Annotated in this window: 16 protein-coding genes and 1 pseudogene; 1 reads left to right on the top strand and 16 read right to left on the bottom strand. The window is 42.6% G+C overall.

The genetic code is table 11. From position 1 onward, the window contains the following. Positions 1-45 precede the first annotated feature (45 nt). From DW959_RS01780 to mltG, 7 genes are all read right to left on the bottom strand, one after another. Entirely contained in the window at positions 46-6,531 is a 6,486-nt protein-coding gene (locus tag DW959_RS01780) for an Ig-like domain-containing protein (protein WP_117822487.1), read from the bottom strand. 15 nt (positions 6,532-6,546) lie between these two features. Beyond that, positions 6,547-7,350 (bottom strand): hypothetical protein, encoded by an 804-nt coding sequence (locus DW959_RS01775; protein WP_117784639.1) that lies wholly within the window; start codon positions 7,348-7,350, stop codon positions 6,547-6,549. A 5-nt stretch (positions 7,351-7,355) separates the two neighbouring features. Further along, positions 7,356-9,506 carry a protein kinase gene (locus tag DW959_RS01770; protein ID WP_117822485.1) on the bottom strand — a complete coding sequence of 717 codons (2,151 nt, stop codon included), beginning with the start codon at positions 9,504-9,506 and terminating at the stop codon, positions 7,356-7,358. A 77-nt stretch (positions 9,507-9,583) separates the two neighbouring features. Then, positions 9,584-10,288 (bottom strand): PP2C family serine/threonine-protein phosphatase, encoded by a 705-nt coding sequence (locus DW959_RS01765; protein WP_243023295.1) that lies wholly within the window; start codon positions 10,286-10,288, stop codon positions 9,584-9,586. A 30-nt stretch (positions 10,289-10,318) separates the two neighbouring features. Next, positions 10,319-11,626, bottom strand: coding sequence for an FHA domain-containing protein (locus DW959_RS01760; protein ID WP_118615166.1), 1,308 nt, complete (start codon positions 11,624-11,626; stop codon positions 10,319-10,321). A 122-nt stretch (positions 11,627-11,748) separates the two neighbouring features. Continuing rightward, complete coding sequence (locus DW959_RS01755) at positions 11,749-13,503, bottom strand: FHA domain-containing protein (protein ID WP_117822483.1); 1,755 nt, start codon at positions 13,501-13,503, stop codon at positions 11,749-11,751. A 142-nt stretch (positions 13,504-13,645) separates the two neighbouring features. Then, positions 13,646-14,698: an endolytic transglycosylase MltG gene (mltG, locus tag DW959_RS01750; RefSeq protein ID WP_242997317.1), complete on the bottom strand. Its 1,053-nt coding sequence runs from the start codon at positions 14,696-14,698 to the stop codon at positions 13,646-13,648. 144 nt (positions 14,699-14,842) lie between these two features. Between mltG and DW959_RS01745 the strand changes: the two genes are divergently transcribed. Next, a complete protein-coding gene (locus tag DW959_RS01745; RefSeq protein WP_021944557.1) occupies positions 14,843-15,361 on the top strand; it encodes a peptidylprolyl isomerase in 519 nt (172 codons plus the stop codon). 118 nt (positions 15,362-15,479) lie between these two features. Here the strand turns inward: DW959_RS01745 and DW959_RS01740 are convergent, their stop codons facing one another. From DW959_RS01740 to DW959_RS01700, 9 genes and pseudogenes are all read right to left on the bottom strand, one after another. Beyond that, positions 15,480-16,745: a diaminopimelate decarboxylase gene (locus DW959_RS01740; protein ID WP_347465302.1), complete on the bottom strand. Its 1,266-nt coding sequence runs from the start codon at positions 16,743-16,745 to the stop codon at positions 15,480-15,482. 129 nt (positions 16,746-16,874) lie between these two features. Then, positions 16,875-18,508, bottom strand: a pseudogene (locus DW959_RS01735) (class I adenylate-forming enzyme family protein). 141 nt (positions 18,509-18,649) lie between these two features. Then, positions 18,650-19,402, bottom strand: a complete 753-nt coding sequence (locus tag DW959_RS01730) for an A24 family peptidase (protein WP_117822481.1) — start codon at positions 19,400-19,402, stop codon at positions 18,650-18,652. 103 nt (positions 19,403-19,505) lie between these two features. After that, complete coding sequence (gene rsmI, locus DW959_RS01725; protein WP_117807789.1) at positions 19,506-20,345, bottom strand: 16S rRNA (cytidine(1402)-2'-O)-methyltransferase; 840 nt, start codon at positions 20,343-20,345, stop codon at positions 19,506-19,508. A 24-nt stretch (positions 20,346-20,369) separates the two neighbouring features. Continuing rightward, positions 20,370-21,125: a tRNA1(Val) (adenine(37)-N6)-methyltransferase gene (locus DW959_RS01720; protein WP_173783781.1), complete on the bottom strand. Its 756-nt coding sequence runs from the start codon at positions 21,123-21,125 to the stop codon at positions 20,370-20,372. Next, complete coding sequence (locus DW959_RS01715; protein WP_118482851.1) at positions 21,118-22,026, bottom strand: stage 0 sporulation family protein; 909 nt, start codon at positions 22,024-22,026, stop codon at positions 21,118-21,120. The genes DW959_RS01720 and DW959_RS01715 overlap by 8 nt, the downstream gene beginning before the upstream one ends. Then, complete coding sequence (locus DW959_RS01710; protein ID WP_118615163.1) at positions 22,026-23,018, bottom strand: DNA polymerase III subunit delta; 993 nt, start codon at positions 23,016-23,018, stop codon at positions 22,026-22,028. The genes DW959_RS01715 and DW959_RS01710 overlap by 1 nt, the downstream gene beginning before the upstream one ends. A 19-nt stretch (positions 23,019-23,037) precedes the next feature. Continuing rightward, positions 23,038-23,664 carry a dTMP kinase gene (gene tmk, locus DW959_RS01705; RefSeq protein ID WP_117822480.1) on the bottom strand — a complete coding sequence of 209 codons (627 nt, stop codon included), beginning with the start codon at positions 23,662-23,664 and terminating at the stop codon, positions 23,038-23,040. 82 nt (positions 23,665-23,746) lie between these two features. After that, on the bottom strand, positions 23,747-25,288 hold the full coding sequence (locus DW959_RS01700; RefSeq protein ID WP_182429549.1) for an aminotransferase class I/II-fold pyridoxal phosphate-dependent enzyme: 1,542 nt from the start codon (positions 25,286-25,288) through the stop codon (positions 23,747-23,749). Between the last annotated feature and the right edge of the window lie 5 nt (positions 25,289-25,293).

The following is a 25,293-nucleotide window of genomic DNA, read 5'->3' as shown; positions in this document are numbered from 1 at the left end:
ACCACGCCTGTTCGGGCGTGGTCCCTTTCTTTCTATAGTCATGTTTTATTTACTACTGTGGCTGTTTCTTCTTTTTTTCATGATCAGAAGAAGGATCACTGCCACAACTGCAAGAATTGCAAGAATAATGATAACGATCAGGATCGGTGATGTCTTTTCCTTTAACTGGAAGGAGAATACCTCATCTGTTGCACTGTCATAGGTCGATGTAACATTTCCCGCTGTATCTCTTGCAGATACCCGAACCTTATAATTACCATAGTTCTCAACCTGGAACTCATACGAATTCGTATCCTCATACAGTGCCGGATCAATAGTATCTCCGTTGATCACGATCTCTGTCAGCATATCATCTGCATCTTCCAGACCGATCTTCATGGTAAACGGATTTCTTACAACGCTCTTATCATCAACGCCTGTGATAATGATACGAGGTGCTGTTCCATCATAGGTAAAGTCAAATGTTTCAGTTGTCACATGACCAACCTCATCGGTAACGGAAATCGTCATTGTATGATATCCATCTGTCAGATCTGAGAAATCTACAAAATCAATACCATCCAGCTTTACACTTGCCTTAAATACAGATGTATCATTAACTGACCAGAGTGCATCATATCCCTTTTCCTTGATATCCGCAAAATCCTGACTGTTCAGAAGAAGTTCTCCATCTTCTGATCTTCTCTCAGTAAATTCAGCCATCTTTGCAGTCTTGTCAATTGTTGGCGGTGTATTATCTACCGTAAATACCATGTTGTAATCATCTGCCTTGTTGCCAAGTGCATCTTCTGCTGTAACTGCTATGGTATATACACCATCCTCATCAAATCTCTGGCTTCCACGGCTGACTGCCGCATTACTGCCAAAGTTTGTAAAGTAAGAGGAAGATACGTCCTCGCCATCCTTCTGTACAGATATATTTACCTTATTCGAAGCAAAGAAGGACTCTGTTACTTCTATGTTCATATCTACATAATCTGTGTTGTTTACAGAGCTTCCACCAACTGTCTCATACTCATTTACGACACTGTTCTTGCTGTTCACTGCTGATACCTTAAGCTCTGGTGCTGTCTTATCTACCTTGAATGTCTTAGTAACAGCCGTTGCAACATTACCTGTCATGTCCTTTGCATTAAAAGTGATTGTATATTCACCATCTTCATCAAAGGTATAGGTCGCAGTATGCGGATTACCGGATGAAAAATTACCGGTATTTAAGGTTGCAACTGTTGATGCTCCTGTTCCATCCGTCTTTTTGGTGATCGTTGCCGTAATGTCAGCACTGTTCATTGCTTCTCCATCATAAGAGAATGCAAATGCCTCATTTACTGTCAGTGTCGCCGTACAGGATGTATTCTGTGAATCCGCAACGCCTGTTATCGATAATACAGGTGCTGTCTTATCAATCCGGAAGGATACATTCTCTGCGATCTGTTCATTACCAGCCTTATCATCCGCAGAAACAGTGATCTCATAATCGCCCTCATCTGAGAATACGATCTCCGGATTTACAGAAGTGTTATTCCATTCTACTGTTCTGTAATCTCCGTCATATGCAACTGCACCGGAAGCATCCTTCCGTTTTACATGTACGGTATAGGACTTTCCTTTATAATTATCTGCAAGGTTCACATTAAGTGCTACATTTCCATTATTCAGCTTATTCACAGTTGCAATTCCGATCGTAGGCTTTGTCTTATCAATTACAAATGCAGCCTCATCCTCTGTTACATTTCCAAATGCATCCGTAACTGTAACCTTCAGATTATAAATTCCCTGTGCATTCCGTTTCACTGTATAGGTTCCGCTCGTTCCCTTCATTGTGAAAGTGTCATCTGCATCACCATTTGTATCTTTATTCTTATCGGAAACCACGATCTCGTGTGTTTCGGCAAACTGTTCTTCTACTGCTATGTCAAATGCGATATCTTTATTGTAATAACCGTCATTTGTCTGCTCCAGCCGTGGTGTGATCGTTACCTTCGGCTTTGTTGCATCTACCTTGAAGCGGGAACCTGCTACATCGTATGAAACCTTATTGCCTGCCTTATCCGTTCCTGTTACCTTGAAGTAATAGGAGCAGGCTTTTCCCTTCTTCTGACCGCAATATGCAGAAGCCTCCAGTGTCTTGCCATCCACCTTCTTGATCGCCAGCTTCTTCTGTGTATATTTGCTTTCATCAAAGCATTTGTAATACTCTGTGATCTGGAAATCCTTCAACAACAGCTTCTGATTATCTGTAACTGTGATCTTCACATTTGTACCCTGTGTCAGACCATTCTCCGGTACACCTTCAATTGTCGCTACCGGGCTTTCCTTATCGATCACAAACTTAATATCTCTTACATAGTTTACATTTCCAAATGCATCCACTGCCTTGATCGTCAGGTTATATACACCAGGTGTTTTTCTCTTTACTGTGTAAGTTCCGGTTGTCTCATTCAGAACGTATGTCTCATCTTCGTCTCCATTCACGTCCTTGTTCTTATCACTTACTGTGATCTTCGTTTTTAATGGAAACTGCTCTGTTACTGTGAACTTGAAGCTTACGTTCTTGTTGTAGTAACCATCATTCTCAGAATCCGGATAGCGATCCAGCACGATATCCGGAAGTGTGGAATCGACCTTGAATCTGGAATCATTGATTTCATATTCCACATCATTTCCGGCTCTGTCTTTACCGGTTACCTTAAATACATAGGAACATGCCTTGCCGCTCTTCTGTCCGCAGTATGCAGATGCCTCTAATTCCTTTGCACCTACCTGCTTGATCTTGAGTTCCTTCTCAATGTATTCTGTACCATCAAAATATTTATAACACTCAACGACTTTAAAGCTTTCCGGATCCAGTCTCTCATTATCTGTGATCACAACACGGATCGTTGTACCGGTTGACTTCTTGTCATCCGGAACACCTTCAATCTCGACCAGAGGCTTCTCTGTATCGATCGTGAACCGGATATCGGATACTGTTGCTGCATTTCCGGATGCATCTACTGCTACAACCGTCCATTTATACCGATCAGCCTTTGATACAGTGAAACCAAATGTTTTCTGCTTTACATCTTTATAAGAAAATGTCTTATATGCTTTTGCAGCATAATCGGCTTCTGATTTGCAGTTCTTATAGTCGTCTGTATTTAACACATATACATTTGCGCCAAGTTCAAACTGCTCTGCCACTGTAATATTGAATCTGACCTTGTCATTATAATACTTTGTTCCGGTACCCGCGATTGCCGGTTCTACCGTTACTTCCGGTTTATATGGATCATAATAGAAGGTCTTGCTTCTCTTTTCTGAGCTGTTGCCGGATCTATCAGTTGCACTTACCGCAATGTAATATTTCATTGGCTTTCCATCAATAACCTTACAGTTTTTGATCGTAGCTGTAACTGTCTGATCCGAGCTGTTCTTTGCTGTGATGATCTCTTCACCCTTTACTCCGGCACCTGTCGTTGCATCATAGTCGTAAGTTTCATACACTACCTTCACAACCACATCGGAAGCTGCAATGCCATAATCATCTGCTGCCTTAACTGTAATCGTCTGTGTACCATCATTTTTATAAACACCACTTACCGGAATACCGGAGAAGCTGATATCTGCCAGTTCATTGTCGATAACAAAGGTACATTTTGCAGTCTTTGTGTTGCCAACCTCATCATATGCTGTTACTGTAACTTCATATACACCGGCTTTTTTGTAAATAAAGGATGCATTCATGGTCTGACCGATCGTTTCGGTCTCCAGATCCATCTTCTGCTCCTGATCTGCAACAGCCTTGCCGTCACAGGTTGCTGATGCAGTAATCCTGCTGATCAGAAAATTATCAGATGCAGACGCCTTTACTGTTACATCTGAACCATTCCAGTACTGCGTAAGCTTCAGACTGTTTGTGGATTCTTTATCTGCAATATCAACCGCTGGCTTTTCAGTATCAACCGCAAACCGGTATGCAACCCCATTTTCATTGGATTTTGTTGCAATATTTCCTGATTTATCACTGATATAGAATATGATCGTATAAATCTTATTCTCTTCAATTCCATTTGTTAATACAAGTGTTTTATCAAATGTTTTATCCCCATTCGCAGCTATATTTCCTGTAAGAATGGTATTTCCCACCTGATCTGTGACCTTGTAATCACCCAGTGAAAACGCATCCTCAGCCGTTATATGAATGGAAGGATCTTTACTGAAATAATAAATACCATCTGCTGATGCCTTTGCTCCGGCAAATTCCATTGCTGCTATTGATGGAGCTGTCTTGTCATATAACACCTGAATGGATGCATCCGTTGTGTTTGCATCTTCATTCGCAGCCACATAATGATGCTTTGATGTAAAGTGGAATGCATACACACCCTCTGTCGTCAGATCATAGGTCAGTGTAACGGTTTTCAGATTTCCATTTGCTGATATATCTGTTCTGGACGGTGCTACTTCAATACCGGCAGCAGACGCTGCGGCATCCGGAGCCTTTCTTGTTACCGTCTTTACAATATCATCGGCATCCAGATCCAGACCTGTTACTTTATATGTAACCGTTGTTGCACTTCCATTATGTCCGGCATATACCAGTGCCTGATCCTTTGCATCTATTGTTTTCCCCTCGGAGGAAACTGTCAAAGAATCCTGTAATGTTTCTTTATTCACATAAACGGTTACCGTTTTCTTTGTTGTATTTCCGGCACAGTCATATGCGTCAAGTGTTACTTTATACACACCAACATCCGGCAGTGACAGTTCATCTCCGGTCAATGTAACTTCCTCACCATTTACATAGACCTTTGTTTTAGCCGTATCGATCTGACTGTCAGCATCAGAAATCCGGAATATCAAAGTCTCTCCTGTCTTGGCTGTTACAGTATATTCTGCCTGATCCTGCAGTGATACACCACCATTTGCCTGACTCAGGATAAGTGCCTGTGGAGCTTTTGTATCCAGATTAAATGTGATCTCTTTGGTACCGGTCTGACCAAGACGGTTTACTGCCTCATATAAGACTGTATGTTTTCCTGATTTATCTACCAGAGCGGAAATCGGAATATTATCATATGTATAAGAATACTGATTTGCATCTGCTGATATATCTGTTACAGTTTCAATGATCTCACCATCAAGGCTGATCCTTGCCGTATCGATCGGTGCATAATCCTCAACTGCCGCTACTCCTGTCAGTTCTGCACCACTGAACCATGTATCTGCATCATATGTATAATTCTGGATCGAAATCGTTGCACTATCGTTTCCCTTTATGCCACGGAAAGAGCCCTTTGTAATTTCTGGTGCTTTTTCATCGATATATACAAATGATCCATTTTCATCAAATTTGTAAGTACCGATAGATTCATATATATGATCTGTGACTCTGAAGATTACTTTATAATCCGCACCTGCTACAGACGATTTCGGAATCAATACCGTTTTACTGCAGATACCGGTATCTCCATCTTTATCCATACATACCGACTGCCAGTTATTCATGGTCGTTCCATTCACAAAACAATATTCCAGATCCAGATCTGCAAAATTACTGTCGCCTATATCCTCAAGCGCCGATACCGTTACACGAATACCATCACCCTTTTTATTCAGGAACTCACCAAGTATCCCTTCCGTAATCTTTAATTCAGAATCTTCATCTACCGTTACATCCTGAATCCGAATATCTGAAGTATACCGGATCGTCACCGGAATAAATACCTTTTTCCCTTCCCTGCTATATGCTGTAAATACATATGATCCGGATTCCGGAACCTTTACATCAAAGGCTCCACCATCTTTACCGATTGGTATTTCTTTCTCATTTCCACCATTTAATGTATATGTAAGTTTAACAATATCCGCCGGATCTTCCGGTGTCTGTTTTATATATCCGTCAACCTGTTCCGTTCCATCTGACACATACCCCTTTACAGACACAACATCCCCTTTTTCAGCATAATAAAAACTATCTCCATTTTTATCATTTATCTGTGGAATGCTTTTATTTCCCGCCTCTGCTGAAATATGCATAGTTGGTCCAGCAACAGATAGATTATCCCCATTTTCAGCATTTTCTCCATATACACGTATTATCCCCGCAAATTCATAAGTATCCTTCTCATCTGCTGCTTTATACACTGCATACTGATATTCATCCTCTGAATCTGTGATCCGAATCTCCTCGATCTCCGAAGCCTGCTTTGTGGTCTTCTTATCCGATGCATCACAGGATGTTGCTATAATCTGCTTCTTATCAGATGCATCCAGTTCCTGCATCAGGTAGTCACCCTTAAATGTGACAGCAGTCTCTTCCGGAACAGAAATCTCAACCTCTTCTACACTGCCTGTCTTTACGCTTCCATCTTTATTTTTCTTATATGTAACTTTTTTGGGAATATACGTTTCAAGATTGATCACTTCTTTTGTATATTCGTCTTCTGCTTTCATTCCGATTCTGTTATCAATTACCACCAGTGATAACAGCATAACCGCCGTCATGACCAAAGCCACAAAACGATGTAAATATTTGTTTTTCTTCATTTTGGTCACTCCCTTCTATATCGATTCATCCGTATGAACTACAACAACATCAACTAACAGTGGGAATTTCTCAGCTTCTTCACCCTGTATATCGGTCTCACTACTGTCAGAAGCTTCTGTATCCATAGTGAGAACATCGGTTGCATCATCATCGGTGCTTAATACGTCTGTTGCATCACTGTCTGTACTTAAGACATCCGTTGCCGCATCTGCTTCATCCTCTGATGTCAGAATATCAGTCTCACGCTCATATTCATCATCCGCCCGAAGAACATCGGTCTCTTTTTCATAATCCTCCTCTGATCTCAGGACATCAGTTTCTTTCTCATAATCCTCTTCCGGTCTCAGGATGTCGGTTTCTTTTTCGTAATCCTCTTCCGGTCTCAGGATGTCGGTTTCTTTTTCGTAATCCTCTTCCGGTCTCAGGATATCGGTTGCTTTCTCAGAATCTGCTTCTTCCGGTCTGGTATGATGATGGCTTCTGCTCTTATTCAACTCATCCACAGCCTTCTTATATCTCTCATTTCCTTTCCTGGAAACTTCTTCGGATGCTGACTTGCCCTTGATATCACGCACCTCGATCTTACTGGTACTGCCCTTTGATTTGATCGCATCTTTTTTGGAAGCACCGCTTCCCTGTAAGCTTTCATAACCCTTTTCGCGGATCTCTTTGATCTGTTTTCTGGCTGTGCTTCCGGAAAGATCTCCGATCACCTTCGGGATATCCAGTTTTACAAATAATATAACTGCTATCACTGCAAAGACAACTGCAAGAGCTATACCGCCGAATAACATTACATTACATATCGTTTCATTCATTGTTATCACTCCTCACTCCCTGTCACTGCAGTATTTCCATTTATAATATCAGAAATTGCAGAGTTTACGATCAACGAGTTCCATTCATTATTACCACGGGAGACAAGAATATTGATCTTACTGCCCGCATCGTATACCGCTTTGATCTTCTGGATGCCATCCTGCTTCCAGCGTTTCGGATTGGATCCGTATTCTCCGGAATACCGGTCATACAGATATGTCAGATGACTGACATAAATATCGGCTGCATTATCAACCGTTCCCATGCTGCTCTCTGCGGAACTGTATACCTTTTCAGCCTGATCATAATAATCCTTATTGTCGCTGATCTTTTCAAGCGCTATGTAAGTTTCCGCTTCTTCCTTCATATATTTTACATATGATTTCTTTGTTGTATCCGGAAGATTTGGATCCGTGATATCGATACTTGCCAGATAACGGTTAAGTGAGTCGATTGCACTCAGATAATAGGTTTCCTTCTCTGCATCTACATTTGTATTCTTTGCCTGATAGGAATATACGGAATACAGGATTCTCGCATACTGTGCCGTGTAATATTTTACATTACGATCCTCCGGAAGTGCATTGGAAAGTGCTGTACTGTTTTCATCCAGCTTTTCGTTTGCCTCCGTCAGCAATGCAATCGTTCTCTGCGGCATATCTGCCGTATCACTTCCCAGATTATCAACATAGATAGAAGCGATATTCAGATAATTTACATATTTGCTTGGATTTGTATCTTCCAGTTCCTCACTGTTATAAGTTTCAAAATTAACCAGATTCTCTTTACTGTTTGCAAAATTGGAATTCTTCTTGATCTTATTCTCGCAAATTGCCGAATAGTATGCAGCCTGTGCTGTCTCATCCGGGAAGTTTGCCGAATCATTTACCTGATTAAAATACTGCATTGCAGCTTTGTAATCCTGGATTTCGTTGTAATAAATGATCGCAACCTCATAGACAACATCTGCATTTACCTTGTCAATATACTTGGTGACGTAACGTGCACCTAATTTTGCTCCACTGTCCACGTTCTCGGACACAGTGTCAGTGTTCTGATCCATATCATAATAATATGCATACGTATCAAGAAGTCCCAGATAGGCATCTGAGGATGATTCATCCAGAGCAATTGCTTCTTTATAGATCTTGATTGCTCCATTTATATCATTATCCTGCAGCGCATCCTCTGCCTCCAGTATCTTGTTGCTGTAGTTCTTCTCCTTGATCTCATTCTTCTTTACCCCGCCAAAAATGGCACAGCCAACAGACAGAAGGGATAATCCTGCCATCACGCCAAATGTAACCAGCTTTTTCTTTGCCTTTGCTCTGTACTCATTGTCCAACTCATTGTAATGATCCAACGCATACAGAAGTTCTGAACAGGACTGATATCTGTCATTTGGATTTGACTGGCAGCACTTGATAATGATCTGCTCCAGACCAGATGAAAGCATTGGATTCCACTGACGGATCGGTTTAATCTCATATGGTGGCTCACATGGATTCTTTCCGGTTACCAGATGATACAGCGTCGCACCCAGATTATAAATATCCGTTCTGGCATCAGTATTATAGATACCACGTCCCTGCGCATCACCGAACTGCTCCGGTGCTGCATATCCTCTGGTACCCAGCGCTGTCGTATCTGCGTTATTTTCAATTATGTACTCTTTTGCTGTTCCAAAATCGATCAGCTTTACTGAACCATCCGGCTTTAACATAACATTGGATGGTTTCATATCTCTGTATATGATCGGTGGATTCATGGAGTGCAGATAATCAAGTGCACTGGCAAGCGCACGACCCCACTCAATTACATCGGACTGCTTCTGTGCACCCTCTGCCTTCAGAACTTCATTTAACGGCTTACCTTCTACGAAATCCATGATTACATAAATCGTTCCATTCTCATTTATGATATCAACGATTCGAGGCAATACCGGATGATCCACATTTTTCAGGATATTTGCTTCGCGCTCCAATCCTTTTAAAAGTGTTTCTACACTCTTGGAACCATCATTCTTTATCTCTTTTACAGCCCACTGTTTATTCAGACGGTTATCCATCGCCAGATAAACAATTGACATTCCACCCTGACCAACTTTTTTCAGTATTTCATATTTTCCATCTAATACTGTTCCTAATTCTGTCATCTTATCTCCCCACTACTCAGCCTTGACCAGCAATACTGTTATATTGTCTGTTTCCTTCCTGTACTTTACAAGATCTGTTAAAAAATACAGCCCTCTTTCATCTTATCTTCATCTGGTGCTGCCAGCGGACTGAGTTTCGCCATAATCTCATCTCCGCTTATCTTATGTCTGAATCCATCCGAACATAACAAATAAGATGCATTTTGTGTAATATAACCTCTGATGAAATCAGGTTCCACTACCGGTGATGCGCCTACACACTGTAACAGTATGCTTCGTCTGCTGTCTGTTTCTGCCTGCTCCGGGGTCAGTCTTCCTGCTGCGATCTCCCTTGCAACCAATGTCTGATCCTGTGTAAGCTGCTCCATTTTATCTGTCAACTCATATACCCGGCTGTCGCCCACATGTATAATATAATATCTGTCCTCATACATAAGAATGGCTGACAACGTGGTTCCGATCATAATTCCCCGACTTTCACCATATGCTTTCAGCTTTTCATTCTCTGTTACAGCTATGCGATCCCACTGCTCCTTCAAGATCGCTGTATTAAATGTTCCTGTTCTGACCAGTTTTACAAAATCATGTTCAAACCAGCCACAATATGCATTTATGACCTCTTTGCTTGCAAGCTCTCCTTTTGCCAGTCCGCCCATGCCATCACAGATAATCGCAAAGGCAGCCTGTCCATTCGGAGTCTCTGCAATCTTGATTGCAAGAGAGTCCTGATTATTTTTCTTTTTTATACCCACATCTGTGTGATATGCCGCTCTATATTTCATACGCTTCTCCTGATTATTATCCCCATATCCTTATCTGACAAAATAAATGAAACCTTCATCACCCAGAGAAACCTTTGCATTATTTGTCAAAAATACATTTTTCTGTCCAGCTATGTTCTGTCCATTCACAAATGTACCATTTGTGGAGGCATTATCTCTGATATAGCTGACACCATTCTTTCTCTCAATGATGCAGTGGATCCGGCTGACATCTGAATTGTCTGTTACTGTATAATCTGCTTTGGTTGCAGATCTTCCTATTGAAAATTCAGGTTTATTTATATATATTTTTTCATTTGTTGCTATTCTTAACAGATATGGCACTGGCACCTGAGGCTTCTTCTCCTCAACCGGCGGTACCGGTGCTGTCTCCGGTTTCTTCTCCGGCATCGGTGGTACCGGTGCTGCCTCCGGTTTCTTCTCCGGCATCGGTGGTACCGGCGCTGCCTCCGGTTTCTTTTCCGGCATCGGTGGTACCGGTGTTGCCTCCGGTTTCTTTTCCGGCATTGATGGTGCCGGACGATTTGGGATTGGCGGCACGATTGGTTTGCCATCCGGTCCCATCTGCATTGGCATTGGCCGTCCCGGCATTGGCTGTCCGTTCGGCATCGGTGGTACCTGACGGTTTGGCATTGGTGGCACTGATCCTCTGGCAGAAGCACCAGGCTGTACCATCTTTGCATTATTCTGCATAACACCAATACGGCTTACCTTGTCGTTTGCAGTTTTTTCTTCTTTTTTCTCTGTTTTTTTCTTTTCTTCCTCTATGTGGATTCCCATATCAATCAGAAGCTGATTGACAAATTCTTTCATATCACCAACTGAGAATGTTCCAAGTTTATTCGTAAATGTGATCAGTCTTGCTACATAATTATCCCGATCCATCTCAAAATAATGTGCATTACAGATAACATCTTTTACAAAATTGCGAACCTCATTCAGATCCGTGATCTCCTTATCGACACCTGCAACAATAAAATAAACATTCAGGCTCTCAGGAGCAACAAACACATACTGGATATCCTTGGCAACATAGCTTAATGAGATCATGTTCATTCCAAATGCTTCCAGACCGCTTAAAAGGTTATACAGTAATGTCAGCATCTGCTTCTTGTTGATCTCTTTCTTGAGGAACTCAGTCAACTGTACCTTGTTGCCAATCTCATAAATAAATTCTCTCTGATTATCTTTCTCTTCCAGTCTGCACGGTATGATCTGTGGAAATTTTCCACTCACACCCTTATCTACCTTTTCATCAATAATATCAGTCTGATCCAGCACATATCTGCAGTTATATGTATCTCCCGTTTTTGTAAGTAATACTTTGTTCTTCTTCATGTCCCTCTCTCCATTCATGATCCGGAAATTCCAATACTGTCCGGATAATTATTTTCCATGTATACACCAAAAGCAGGTATTCCTACCTGCTCGTGTTCACCCGATCCGGGTGATAATATATATTAGCTTAATTTGAAAATGAAATCTTCTCCGCCGATTGTGATCGTCGCATCATTCTTAAGCTTAACTTCCTGACCTTCTTCCAGCTTCACGCCATCTACCAGTGTAGCATTTGTCGCTTTGTTATCTTTCAGGTAACAACCGTCATCTCTCTGATAAATAATCGCATGTACTCTGCTGATCGCACCATTTCCGTCAATTGTGAAATCAACACCACGGTTTGCCTTACCAAGCTTAAATACTGCCTTATTTACCATAACACGTTCCTTTGTGTTTACACGGATAATATATGGCATTGCCTTCGGCACACCCGGTGCAGGCTTCTTCTCTTCCTCCGGTGTCTGATCCTGTACAACACTCATGCCACCTGTAAGCTCAACCGTTGTTCCGGTCGCTCCTGTTTCAGGCTCTTCCTTTTCTTCAACAGGAACCGGTGTTGTAAGGGTTTCAGGCTCTACTGCATTCGCCTCATCTACGTCACCCGCTCCCCGGATCTGCTCCGTTGGATTATCAATAACCTCATCATCCTCCATCTCAACAGAAGCCTTCTGAATGATCTTTGCACGGTTGATTCTTATGTTCTTCATAACCGGTGGTTTCTCGATCAGATTATCCAGATCCTGAGTATCGATCAATACCGGTTTTTCTTCCATCTTGCTTTCAGCAGAAATTTCTGTCACACCCTCAGCAGTATGTGCAATCTCCTTGATATTAAATGCATGTGGCTTTTCTTCACCGATGTCCGCCAGATCAGCACCCGTCAGCATCTCTGTCATACCTTCTGACTCTTCTGCCTCCTCCGGTGTCTCTATCGGAATCTCTGCCGCAGGCTTAATATCTTCTGCCTCTGCTTCTTCTGTTTCCGGTTCTGCCTCATCATGAGCCGTTTCTTCTAACTCTGCATCTTCATCCAGTGTAAGCTCTTCCAGATTACTCTCATCGAACAGATCCATATTTACAGAATTCAGTGCGCTGTCAACATCTGCATTCAAATCCAGATCTTTGAAGATCGTATTCTCTTCTGTCGGTTCTTCCTCGTACATCTCAAGGCCATCATCGTCATCATCGTCAAATGATATATCCTTAAATTCCGGAAGATCATCCAGAGAGGTATCACCCTGTGGAATATCCACACCCTGAGAAACCTCCACGCCGGAATCTCCAACATCCATAAATTCTTCTTCTACCTGTAATCCGGCAGCCTCCATCAGCTCTGTGATCTGACTTACAAAACCACGGATCGTGAACTTCTCTACATTCAGCATATTTATAAGCTTAGCAACATAATTACAATCTTCATCGTCCGCATATGTTGCATTCAGAATCAGGCCTTTTACAAAAGCCTTAAATTCCGCATTTGCTGCCACATCCGATCCTACCGGAATACAGATCATCTTTACATCAAACGTTACAGGATTTACATATGTAAAATCCTTATTCAGAATAACATATGAAACAGGGATTCCCAGATCACGCATATTCATAATTCCTGATGCAACCCCTCTGATTATACCCAGCATCATCTCTGCATGTACCGTGCCTGAAAGGAGTGCTCCAACTGTTGTTCTGTCCGTTATATTGTATGTAAGATAATCATTCTCATCATCTTCTTCATAAATGATATCAATGAGTTCTGCAATTTTATTATCATCAAGGTAATCAAGCAACTCTTCATCCAGATCTGTCTCATCATCCAAAACATAAGACAAATACTTTTCAGAGCCTATATTTCTTACTTTGAAATTCACTTTTCTCATCAAACAATCCTCCTATCACACGTTCTGCTGTGCATATAAGGTAACAAATTATCCCATTGTCCATGCATACTCTATAAGTATATATAATTTCACCATATATCGCAAGTCTTTTTAAAAAGAAATCGGCAATCTGACCAATACATTACTGCGTATTAATATGTTCATCATATGTGGATGAGAAGATATGGCTTCCATCTCCGGCATTACTGGTATGATAATACAGATAATCGTTCTCATCCGGATATAATACAGCCTCTATCGATGCCTGACCCGGATTGCAGATCGGTCCTACCGGAAGTCCGGTATTTTTATAAGTGTTGTATGGTGATTCGATCTCCAGATCATCATAAGTAACCTCTGACTTATCATACATTCCGTCTGTCAGAGGGTACAGAACCGTCGGACACATCTGAAGCATCATATCGATCTTTAAACGATTATAGATAACACCTGCAATGATTGGTCTCTCACTGTCAATCTTTGCTTCACGTTCCACGATTGATGCCATGATCAGGATCTGATAATCTGTATATCCAAGATCTGCTGCCTTGGCACTGTATTCTGAGGTATAAACGCTCCGGAATTTTTCCAGCATCGTATCAATCAGACTTGCCGCAGTCGTATCTTCATAAATATCATAGGTTGCCGGAAACAGATATCCCTGAAGGTCGTACTTCGCACCATCTGTATTCATGTCTCCGGTACTGAACGGGATCTGATGATTTCCGTTCTTTACTTCATTCAGGAATTCCTCCGAGCTGCAAATATCCTGCTCCTCGCATTTTGCTGCGATCTGTTCGATACTGTATCCTTCCGGTATCGTCAGTGTATCAACAACTTCCTTGACAGGTTCTACATAACAAAGTTCTTCTATCATCTCGAGTGTACTCATTCCGGTGTTCAGTGTAAATGTACCGGGCTGGATCCGTCCTCTGTATTCTGATTCTTTCACTCGTAATACAAATGCATATTCATACTTGATCAGTCCGGCGTCATGCAGGATCGCTGCCACCTTCTTTGACGATGCTCCTTCCGGAATCTCGATCGTTACATCTGTTCCCGATGCGCTCTCCGTCCCCTTGTACTCACCCATAAATCCATCATAGACATTTTTAATCTTTAATCCGCCTATCACAACAAGGGCAATAACGACGACCAATACAATAATTACCTTAATACCTTTTCCGTTCTTCACTCTGCGTTTCTCCTTTTTCTGTTTGTAACTTTTTATTCCCCAATAAAAAATATACCCCAACCCAAAACAATGCATCCAACATTGACTTTGTAAAGCCTGTAATGATATGATAGCCTCATCATAAATGAAAGGATGCGATTTATTTTGGCAAATCCAATAGTAACAATTACAATGGAAAACGGTGATGTTATAAAGGCTGAGCTGTACCCGGACATTGCTCCTAATACAGTTAATAACTTTATCTCACTCGTAAAAAAAGGCTTTTACAATGGTTTGAACTTTCACCGTATCATCAATGGTTTCATGATTCAGGGCGGATGCCCGGAAGGAACCGGAATGGGCGGACCAAACTATAGCATTAAAGGTGAATTCTCACAGAATGGCTTCAAGAACGACCTGAAGCACACTGAAGGTGTTCTCTCCATGGCTCGTTCCATGCGACCGGATTCTGCAGGTTCCCAGTTTTTTATCATGCACAAGGCCGCTCCTCATTTAGACGGTGCATACGCTGCATTTGGCAAAGTAATCGAAGGAATGGATGTTGTAAATAAGATTGCAACAACCCGAACAACTTACGGTGATCGTCCTGTAAAAGAACAGAAAATGGCTTCCGTAACTGTTGACACATTTGGTATTGATTACCCGGAACCTGAAAAAGCCTGACTAAAATTCAGTATAAACTAAAACAGCCATTTTGGGAACAAATATTTCTCCAAAATGGCTGTTTTTTTTGCTTTTTTCTATAACCCGGCACAACGATTCTCAAGCGTCTCAGGTGAACTTATTTTTCGTTCAGATCCACATTCCAGAAGCCGTCTAATGTAGCAAAATAATCATCCGGTGTCTCTGCCCTGCGGATCAGTTTGGTACTGCCGTCTTCACAGAGGAGAACCTCTGCGGATTTCAGCTTGCCGTTATAGTTATATCCCATTGCAAAGCCATGTGCACCTGTATCATGAATTACCAGAACATCTCCCATATCGATCTTTGGAAGCATACGATCAATCGCAAATTTATCATTATTCTCACACAGCGAACCTGTTACATCGTATTTGTGGTCGCATGGTTCATTCTCTTTACCAAGAACTGTAATATGGTGATATGCACCATACATGGCAGGCCGCATCAGATTAACTGCACATGCATCTACACCGATATATTCCTTGTGTGTATGTTTCTCATGAATCGCTGTTGTGATCAAATGGCCATAAGGAGCCAACATGAATCGTCCAAGCTCTGTGTAAAGGGCTACGTCACCCATTCCTGCAGGAACCAGGATCTCCTCGTATACCTTTCTTACGCCTTCGCCGATCGCAAGGATATCATTCGGCTCTTTATCCGGTGTATACGGAACACCTACGCCGCCTGACAGATTGATAAAGTCAAGCTTTACGCCTGTCTTTTCCTTAATCTCAACCGCTACCTCAAATAAGGTTCTTGCAAGAACCGGATAGTAGTCATTCGTCACTGTATTGCTTGCAAGAAATGCATGCATTCCAAATCTCTTTACACCTTTGCCCTTCAGGATACGATACGCCTCAATGATCTGATCCTTGGTCATGCCATACTTGGCATCTCCGGGGTTGTCCATGATCGTTGTAGAAATAGAGAATGTTCCACCCGGATTATATCTGCAGCAGATCTTCTCGGGAATTCCTGCTGTCTTTTCAAGGAAGTCAATATGTGTGAAATCATCCAGATTGATCGTTGCACCAAGCTTCTTTGCAAGGATGAATTCCTCTGCCGGCGTATCATTGGATGAAAACATGATCTCGTCTCCGGTAAATCCCAGTTTATCTGACATCATAAGCTCTGTCAGTGATGAGCAGTCTGTACCGCATCCTTCTTCCTTTAAAATACGAAGAATAGTAGGATTTGGGGTTGCCTTTACCGCAAAGAACTCCTTAAATCCCTTATTCCATGAAAATGCCTGATATAACTTTCTTGCATTTTCTCTGATTCCTTTTTCGTCATAAAGATGAAATGGTGTTGGGTATTTCTTAATCATCTCATCAACCTGTGCTTTTGTTACAAATGGTGTCTTCATGATCATCTTACCTTCCTGTTGTATTTTGTAATTCCGACTATATATTTAAGCACACACATCTGGATTTGTAAAGAATACATATCAGGTTCTGCATTCTTTATCTGTATAATACCACGATCTGTGATCTCTTTATGCATTATTCTCGGCTGCAACAAGGTTATCGCTCTTATGCTTCTTACGAAGGAGCGGCTTCTCGATCTTACCGGTTGCATTTCTCGGTACATCCTCAAAAATAATTCTTCTTGGTCTCTTGTATCTTGGAAGCTCCTTGCAGAATTCATTGATCTCATCTTCGGTACATTCCACACCGTCCTTTGTCTCGATGATCGCTGCCGTGATCTCACCAAGTCGTGGATCTGCAAGTCCTATAACTGCTACGTCTTTGACCTTTGGATATTTACTCAGGAAATTCTCGATCTGTACCGGATAAATATTCTCACCACCGCTGATGATAACATCCTTCTTACGGTCAACCAGATAGATGAAGCCATCTGCATCCTGCTCTGCCATATCTCCGGTATACAGCCATCCATCCTTTAATGTCTCAGCCGTTGCTCCGGATTCTTATAATAACAGGTCATAACGCCAGGTCCCTTTAATAGCAGTTCTCCAACATCTCCCTGCTTCACATCTTTACCATCTTCATCTACGATACGCACCTGCCAACCATATCCCGGCACGCCGATCGCACCAACTTTATCGATATTCTCTACGCCCAGATGTACCGCACCCGGTCCGATAGACTCTGACAGACCATAGTTTGTATCATACTGGTGATGTGGAAAATATTCTTTCCAACGTTTGATCAGGCTCTGTGGAACCGGCTGTGCTCCGATATGCATCAGTCTCCATTGATCCAGCTTATAATCTGATAATTTTACTTCCCCTGATTCTAATGCCAGCAGCAGATCCTGTGCCCATGGTACTAACAGCCATACAATGGTACACTGTTCATCGGATACAGTTTGAAGAATCGTCTTTGCATTAACACCCTTTAACAGAACTGCTTTTCCGCCTGTGATCAGGCTTCCGAACCAATGCATCTTTGCACCTGTATGATATAAAGGCGGAATACATAAGAATACATCATCCTTTGTCTGTCCATGGTGCTTCTGCTCAACTGTAGCTGCATGCATCAAGCTCTCATGGTTATGTAAGATTGCCTTTGGAAAACCTGTTGTTCCTGATGAGAAATAGATCGCTGCATCGTCACTGTCTTTAATATCTCTCTTTTCAAAGGTACTGGAACAGTTTGCTGTCAGCTTGTCGTAGTCCTCTGCAAATGTTGGGCAGTTGCCACCGGCATATAACAGAATACGCTTCTCTGCGATCTCATCTACAACTGTCTCAACTCGCCCGATAAATTCAGGTCCAAATACAAGTACATCCACATCCGCAAGCTCTACGCAGTATTTGATCTCCTCTGCATCATAACGGAAATTAAGCGGCACTGCCAAAGCTCCTGTCTTTAATGCTCCAAAATAGATCGGAAGCCATTCCAGACAGTTCATCATCAGGATACCGATCTTATCTCCTTTCTGGATTCCTCTGGAAACCAGAAGATTTGCAAAACGATTGGCTTTCTCGTTAAATACATTCCATGTGATCTCCCGTCTATACTGACAGGTTGGATTCGCCTCGATCAGCTCATATTCTCTCCATGTCACTCTTCTCGTCTCTGTGACATCCGGATTAATCTCAACCAGCGCTACATCATCCCCAAATTCTCTGGCATTTCTTTCCAAATAATCTATAATTGGCATACCTATATTCCTCCGTATATTACAACTTTTTCGCTCAAACGCTTTAACGCGTTAAACATCCATACCCTTTAGTATACTCAATCTCATCCGAATACACAAGCAGTTTTTTCTATAAATAATATCAGCTCAGGATTTATCTCTTTATATCTCCGGGTTCATTGCTGCTTTCAAGAAATCAATATACCGGTTCATGAGATTATTTCCACAGAATAATGTAATAGCCAGACCTACGCTTAAGAAAGGGCCAAATGCAAAATGATCGTTTTTACCATGGCTTCTGCGAACCAGACAGATCACGCCATAGATTCCGCCAAGAATCAGTCCGATAAAGAAACCAACTACTGTTGCTTTCCAGCCAAGCAAGAAGCCGGCAGCAAACATCAGCTTGATATCTCCGCCGCCAAAGCCTTCCGGAATAATAAGAACGATCAGATATAACGGAAGACTGATACAGATCATACCGATCAGTCTGGATACGATCGTAACCCCATCCATTGCAAGGAACTCAGATCCCGGAGCTGCATCGGACACGAACTGAAGGATCAGAGATACCACACCCATCACGAAAATAATGACATTCAGTATAAACGGGATCTCCATGGTATCCATATCTATAAAGGTCACTACCGTAAGAACCGCCAGAAACAGGAAATAAATAATCCCCTGTAACCCCATTCCGAAAAATCCGGTAAATAAAACTGCTGCCAGACCACCAAATATAATGATCCCTGCATTTCTGAACTTTCCCGGTTCATGCAGCCGCTCTAACTGCTGTTTCTCCGGTATCCGGTAGATCACCTTTGTCAGCAGATAGAAGATCACCATACCTGCAATAAAAAATCCAAGGCAGGCTGCCACCCTGCCAACTGTTCCTGATATCTCCAACCACGTCATATGCTTATACCCCTTTCACCTTTCATCTGTTTATAATCGCCTGCAAAACACCATTTTCATCTCACATGAATCATTCCGGCATGAACTTTACAACTATTTATTTCTATCGCATAACCACATTATATACTTCACGCTTTGGAACGCCACGGTCTGCTGCCGCCTGTTTGATCGCATCCTTCTTCGTCATGCCCTGTTTCTCATACATGGCAACATGTTCTTCTATCGTCATCGAAAGAAATTCCTGCTGCTTTTCTGCTTTTGCCGCAGCCACATCCATGCCCTCGATCACCATCACATATTCACCTCTCGGCTCATGCTCTGCATAATAGGCGATCGCTTCCGACAACAGAAACTGTTCGATTGTTTCATGCCGTTTCGTAAGTTCCCGGCAAAGTGTGATCCTGCGGTCGCCAAGTGTATCAAATAATTCCGCAAGTGTCTTCTGCAGCCGGTGTGGTGCTTCATAGATCACCATCGTTCTGGTCTCATCCTTTAATCCTGCAAGAACCTCTGCCTTTTCTTTCTTGTCCTGTGGCAGAAATGCTTCAAATGTAAACCGTCTGGTCGGCAATCCCGATGAGATCAGCGCCGTGATACAGGCGCATGCCCCTGGTACAGCTGTTACGGTTACTCCTGCTGCAAGTGCCTGCCGTACCAGCTCCTCGCCCGGATCCGAGATACCCGGCGTTCCTGCATCGGTTATAACGGCAATATTTGTTCCTGCAAGAAGCTTGTCCACCAGAACCTTCGCCTTATCATATTTATTAAATTCATGGTAACTGGTCATTGGCGTTTTAATCTCAAAATGGTTTAACAGCTTGATACTGTTTCTCGTATCCTCTGCTGCGATCAGATCCACTTCGGACAGTGTACGCACCGCTCGGAATGTCATATCCTCGAGATTCCCGATCGGTGTAGCGACCAGATATAATATACCCGCCATGTAGATTCTCCTGTTCTGTCTGTTTTATTTCTTTGCTTCTCCTTCATACGTGGCAAGAAGCTGTTCCGTGTAAACGCCCGGTTCTTTATAGACGATCAGCGGCGGCTCGATCTTGATTCTGGAATTACCGCCCTTTACGCCCTCTACGATCACCATATTCGGTTCTTTATCAATATATGGATGAATGAGCTGCATCCGCTTCGGTTCCAATCCATTTGCAAGCAGCCCTTCAAAGATCTCCGCCAGCCGGAATGGTTTGTGTATCATATAGAAACTGCCGCCCGGCTTCAGCAGATATGCTGCTGCTTCGATCACATCCGAAAGCGTCACGCAGATTTCATGTCTGGCAATATTCTTCGGTTCATCCGGATTCGTCAGTCCATGATTTCCGCTGATATATGGAGGATTCGATGTCACAATATCAAAAAAGGCCTTCCTGTAATTACAGGAGACCTCTCTGATATCTCCATGATCGATTCGAACCTTCTGTTCCAGATCATTTAATCGGACACTTCTTCCAGCCATCTCTGCACAGGCATCCTGAATCTCCAGACCGATAAATTGGCAGGTGCCGTCAGACGGCTCTTTTGCCGCCAGCAGGATCGGTATCACACCGGTTCCTGTTCCCAGATCCATGTACATGCCATCCCGTCTGTGCTTTACAAAATTTGCAAGCAGCACCGCATCCATACCAAAGCAGAACATATTCGGATTCTGTATGATCTGATGTCCCTTGCATTGCAGATCATCGATTCGTTCATCAGGGAGAAGATCAATCATCAAACTTGGATTTCCCTCCCTTATCTTCCAGTGCTTCCAATGCCTTATATTCTTCGTCGCTGATACGCTCTGTACTTCTGCGTTTCTTCGGCTTGAATTTTAATTCACTGACCGGATATTCCATAACCTCTTTATTGTCATCCTTATCCGTAACAACAATCCTTACCTTCTGGCGAAGAACGCTTACAGATAAGACTTCACCTTTGTTTCCATCTGTTGTACGGACAAAATCGCCAACATTTGGAAGTTTTTCATTCAAATATTCATATGTGTCCTGTTCATGCTTCAGGCAGCACATCAGTCTGCCGCACACACCGGATATCTTTGTCGGATTCAGAGACAGATTCTGTTCCTTTGCCATCTTGATCGATACCGGAACAAATTCCGAAAGATGCTTATGGCAACACAGCTCCCTGCCACAGATACCGATACCGCCGACCATCTTGGTCTCATCACGGACACCGATCTGCCGGAGCTCAATCCTGGTCTTGAATACAGATGCCAGATCCTTTACCAGCTCACGGAAATCAATTCTTCCATCTGCTGTAAAATAAAACAGCACCTTGTTATTATCAAATGTATACTCCGCCTCGATCAGCTTCATATCAAGCTTATGCTTTGCGATCTTTTCTTTACAGATCACAAATGCTTTTTTGCTCTTTTCCTTGTTGTCTTCATTTTTCTTCTTATCTTCATCTGTAGCTACTCTTATAATGGTCTTTAAAGTAGATACGATCTTGCCATCGTCTATATTTCTCTTTCCCAGAACCACTTTGCCGAATTCAACGCCACGGGCAGTCTCCACGATAACAAACTGTCCACATTCTACATCATGATTTCCCGGTGAGAAGAAATAAATCTTGCCGTTCGGTCTGAACCGGACTCCTATGATCTCTTTCATTATTTATTCTCCTTTATAGTCAGAAGCATAAGTTCCATAGCCACATCAAAATTAACATTTGCTTCCAGACGGATCTTCGCCTTATCCATCGCCTTTAAAACATTCTCGATACCCTCATAGGAAATATGAGCTGACTGTTTGCGGATATCTGTATAATATTCCTTAAACATCAGTCGTCCGGCATTTCCTGTGATCTTTAACATCAGGATGTCACGATACCACATCATCATCAGATCAATATAATCACTGATCTTCAGCTTATGATGGTTCATATTCTTGATCGCAAATATAATATCATCGACTGTCATATCCGGGATCCTGCGGAGAATGCCTGTTACATCCTCTATGATCTCTTTATATTCTTCACTGGTCGCAAGCCGGATCGCCTTACCCAGATTTCCCTGCGCAAAGTCCATACAGAAATCTGCTTTTTCCTTTGGAAGCTTCAGCTCATTCATCAGGTAATCCAGTACATCCCGCTCTCTGACAGGCTTGATATTCAGTACGATACATCTGGAAATGATCGTCGGAAGGATCTTGTCAATATTGCTGGTCAGCAGGAAAATGATCGCATACTCCGGTGGCTCCTCGATTGTCTTGAGCAGAGCATTCTGTGCATTTGCATTTAAAAGCTGTGCATCGTCGATCACATAGATCTTGTACCGGCTGCTATACGGTTTGATCGTTATATCTTTATTTACCTGATCACGAATCTCCTCTACCGAGATCACATTTGGCTTGTCATGTGTGACCCATGTAACATCCGGCTGATTATCCGTATCCATCTGCTTGCATGATCTACACTTGCAGCATGGTTCCGTTCCGCCTTCTTCACACTCCAGAGTCTTGATTATGGCACGCGTCAGAGTCTTCTTTCCGCTGCCTTCTTCTCCATTTATGATATAGCCCTGGGATACCTTTCCCATCTCTATACTTCTCTTAAAATGCTGGATTATATCCTCATGTCCGATAATTTCAGAAAATTCTATCATGCTATTCTCCTTGCTTATGCTATGGTCTTGCCAGCCATTTTTCTACATACGAAGTTATTATATCATGTATTGCCTCTTTTGGCAAAGCTGCATCGACTTTTACGATACGATCGGGACTCATTTCTGCAAGACTTCTATAACCCTCAACAACCTTCTTATGGAAGTCCAGACTTTCCTGTTCCATACGGTCAAGCTCTGCCTGATTTTTCTTTCTGGCAATACCGACTTCTGCATCCAGGTCCATTAAAAATGTCATATCCGGCAGGATGCCCTGCAAGGCAAATTCATTTACTTTATAAACGGTATCAATTCCAAGTCCCCGTCCGATTCCCTGATATACGGCTGATGAATCCACAAAACGGTCTGCGATAACTGCTTTGCCTGCAGATAATGCCGGCTTGATATTTTCCTTTACAAGCTGTGCTCTCGCTGCTGCATATAATAACAGCTCTGTCATATATCCCATCTCTGTAAAATCTTTATTCAAAATGACCTCACGGATCGCTTCACTGACAGCATTTCCGCCCGGATCTCTGGTGATAAGTACATCATATCCCTTTTTATTCAGATAATCCTTTAACAGTTCGATCTGTGTTGTCTTACCGGCTCCGTCCGGACCTTCCATCGTTATAAATATTCCCTGCATATATTCCATGCTCCTTTATGTGTTTAATCATATTTGTAAATGAATGATCGTCATCTAAACATCTGAACTTTTGATGTTTTCTTTACCGCACAGGTTCTGTAACCGGAATATAGATCCCATCCGTCTGATATTCGACTCCGATCATATTCAGACCGGTTTCCACCATCTGCGTAATATCCCGGATCACCTGCCCGTCGATCTTCTCGCCCGGTGTTATAACTGCAATTCCAGGTGGATATGCATATACATAATCTGCCGCTATGCTTCCTTCCGCCTCTGCCAGCTTCTCTCTGCTGCTATCCAGTCTCCACGCTGCTCCCGGCGTCATAACCTGCTCCGGCAGATGAAACCCTGTACTACATAAAACGGCATTCTCCATATCCGGTAGCACCGACATGGAATCTGCATGGTTCATCTGATCTGCATTTCTTCCTGCTTTATCCGCTGCTTCTGTCAGCTCCGAATCTATATGTTTCAATATCTCATAGAGATGCTCAAATGCCTTTTTCTTATCTGCAAATGAGGTCATCAGGATCACATGATGCGTTCCTGCCATCTCAACCACCTGCTGATATTCCGCCGCTAATACATGCGCAAGCCACGGTCCTGTAGCCGGAATGTCGTTTCGGCTGTCCGTTCCCGGTTCTGCCGGGTGCACACCTGATACAGTAAACACAAGCTTACCTTTATCATAAGCATAACATGTCTGCTTCGGTTGTAACAGTCTGATATGCCTCAGTTCCTTACATTTTTTTCGAAAATGCTTTAGTCGTTTTCTATATGCATCAAATACTTCCGGATGATTCCCCGCATATACGACTGCTTTCTCCATGCTCTGTGTGAACAGATAAGAGGGTGATGATGTCTGAAAAATATGCAAATACCGCTCCACCTTCGGAACCAGCTCCTTCCGGTTCACATGAAGAAGTGCTGTCTGTGTCAGTGAAGGAAGCGTCTTATGCGTACTCTGTATGACCAGATCTGCTCCTGCTGCGACCGCTGACAGATTTCGTTTCGGCAAAAACGGGAGATGTGCTCCATGTGCCTCATCTACGATCAATGGAATATTATATGGCTCAAGCACATTTTTAATCCCACAGATATCTGATATCACGCCCTCGTACGTTGGGGATGTGATAACAACCACAGCCGGCAGCCTGTCCGTTTTTTTTAGTTCATTTAATGCCTGTTCCATCTGTTCCGGTGTGATATCTGCAAATATATCCGTTCCCGGCAGCAACTCCGGTACGACATATTCCGGCTTCAGATTCAGAAGACTGACTGCATGGCAAACCGATTTGTGACAATTCCGTCCCATCAACACAGATGCCCCCTCCGGTGCACAGGCATACAGGGCTGTCAGGATGCCTCCGGTGGCTCCATTTACCATCATATAGGTTTTCTCCGTACCATAAAACCGCCGCATCTGCTCCAGACTGTCCTTCATGAACAGCTCCGGTTCATGAAGATCGTCCAGCCCTTCTGCTTCCGTAAAATCCCGGAGAAACATATTTTCCCAGAAATCATCTTTAAATACATCCTGCCTTTTATGTCCCGGCATATGCCATGGGTAATAATCCCCTTTCCTGTATCTGTCCAGATATTGATTAATATATTCTTTCAAGCTGA

Source organism: Clostridium sp. AM46-21 (assembly GCF_003480025.1).
In the GTDB taxonomy this organism is placed as follows: domain Bacteria; phylum Bacillota; class Clostridia; order Lachnospirales; family Lachnospiraceae; genus Coprococcus; species Coprococcus ammoniilyticus.
This window is presented reverse-complemented; position numbering and strand designations above follow the sequence as displayed.

Coding starts and splice junctions, on each gene's coding strand:
- DW959_RS01760 (WP_118615166.1), bottom strand. CDS start 11,626: ATGAAGAAGAACAAAGTATTACTTACAAAAACGGGAGATACATATAAC.
- DW959_RS01720 (WP_173783781.1), bottom strand. CDS start 21,125: ATGATTGATCTTCTCCCTGATGAACGAATCGATGATCTGCAATGCAAG.
- DW959_RS01775 (WP_117784639.1), bottom strand. CDS start 7,350: ATGAATGAAACGATATGTAATGTAATGTTATTCGGCGGTATAGCTCTT.
- DW959_RS01710 (WP_118615163.1), bottom strand. CDS start 23,018: ATGATAGAATTTTCTGAAATTATCGGACATGAGGATATAATCCAGCAT.
- DW959_RS01730 (WP_117822481.1), bottom strand. CDS start 19,402: ATGACGTGGTTGGAGATATCAGGAACAGTTGGCAGGGTGGCAGCCTGC.
- rsmI (WP_117807789.1), bottom strand. CDS start 20,345: ATGGCGGGTATATTATATCTGGTCGCTACACCGATCGGGAATCTCGAG.
- DW959_RS01715 (WP_118482851.1), bottom strand. CDS start 22,026: ATGAAAGAGATCATAGGAGTCCGGTTCAGACCGAACGGCAAGATTTAT.
- DW959_RS01740 (WP_347465302.1), bottom strand. CDS start 16,745: ATGAAGACACCATTTGTAACAAAAGCACAGGTTGATGAGATGATTAAG.
- DW959_RS01780 (WP_117822487.1), bottom strand. CDS start 6,531: ATGAAGAAAAACAAATATTTACATCGTTTTGTGGCTTTGGTCATGACG.
- tmk (WP_117822480.1), bottom strand. CDS start 23,664: ATGCAGGGAATATTTATAACGATGGAAGGTCCGGACGGAGCCGGTAAG.
- DW959_RS01755 (WP_117822483.1), bottom strand. CDS start 13,503: ATGAGAAAAGTGAATTTCAAAGTAAGAAATATAGGCTCTGAAAAGTAT.
- DW959_RS01770 (WP_117822485.1), bottom strand. CDS start 9,506: ATGACAGAATTAGGAACAGTATTAGATGGAAAATATGAAATACTGAAA.
- DW959_RS01765 (WP_243023295.1), bottom strand. CDS start 10,288: ATGAAATATAGAGCGGCATATCACACAGATGTGGGTATAAAAAAGAAA.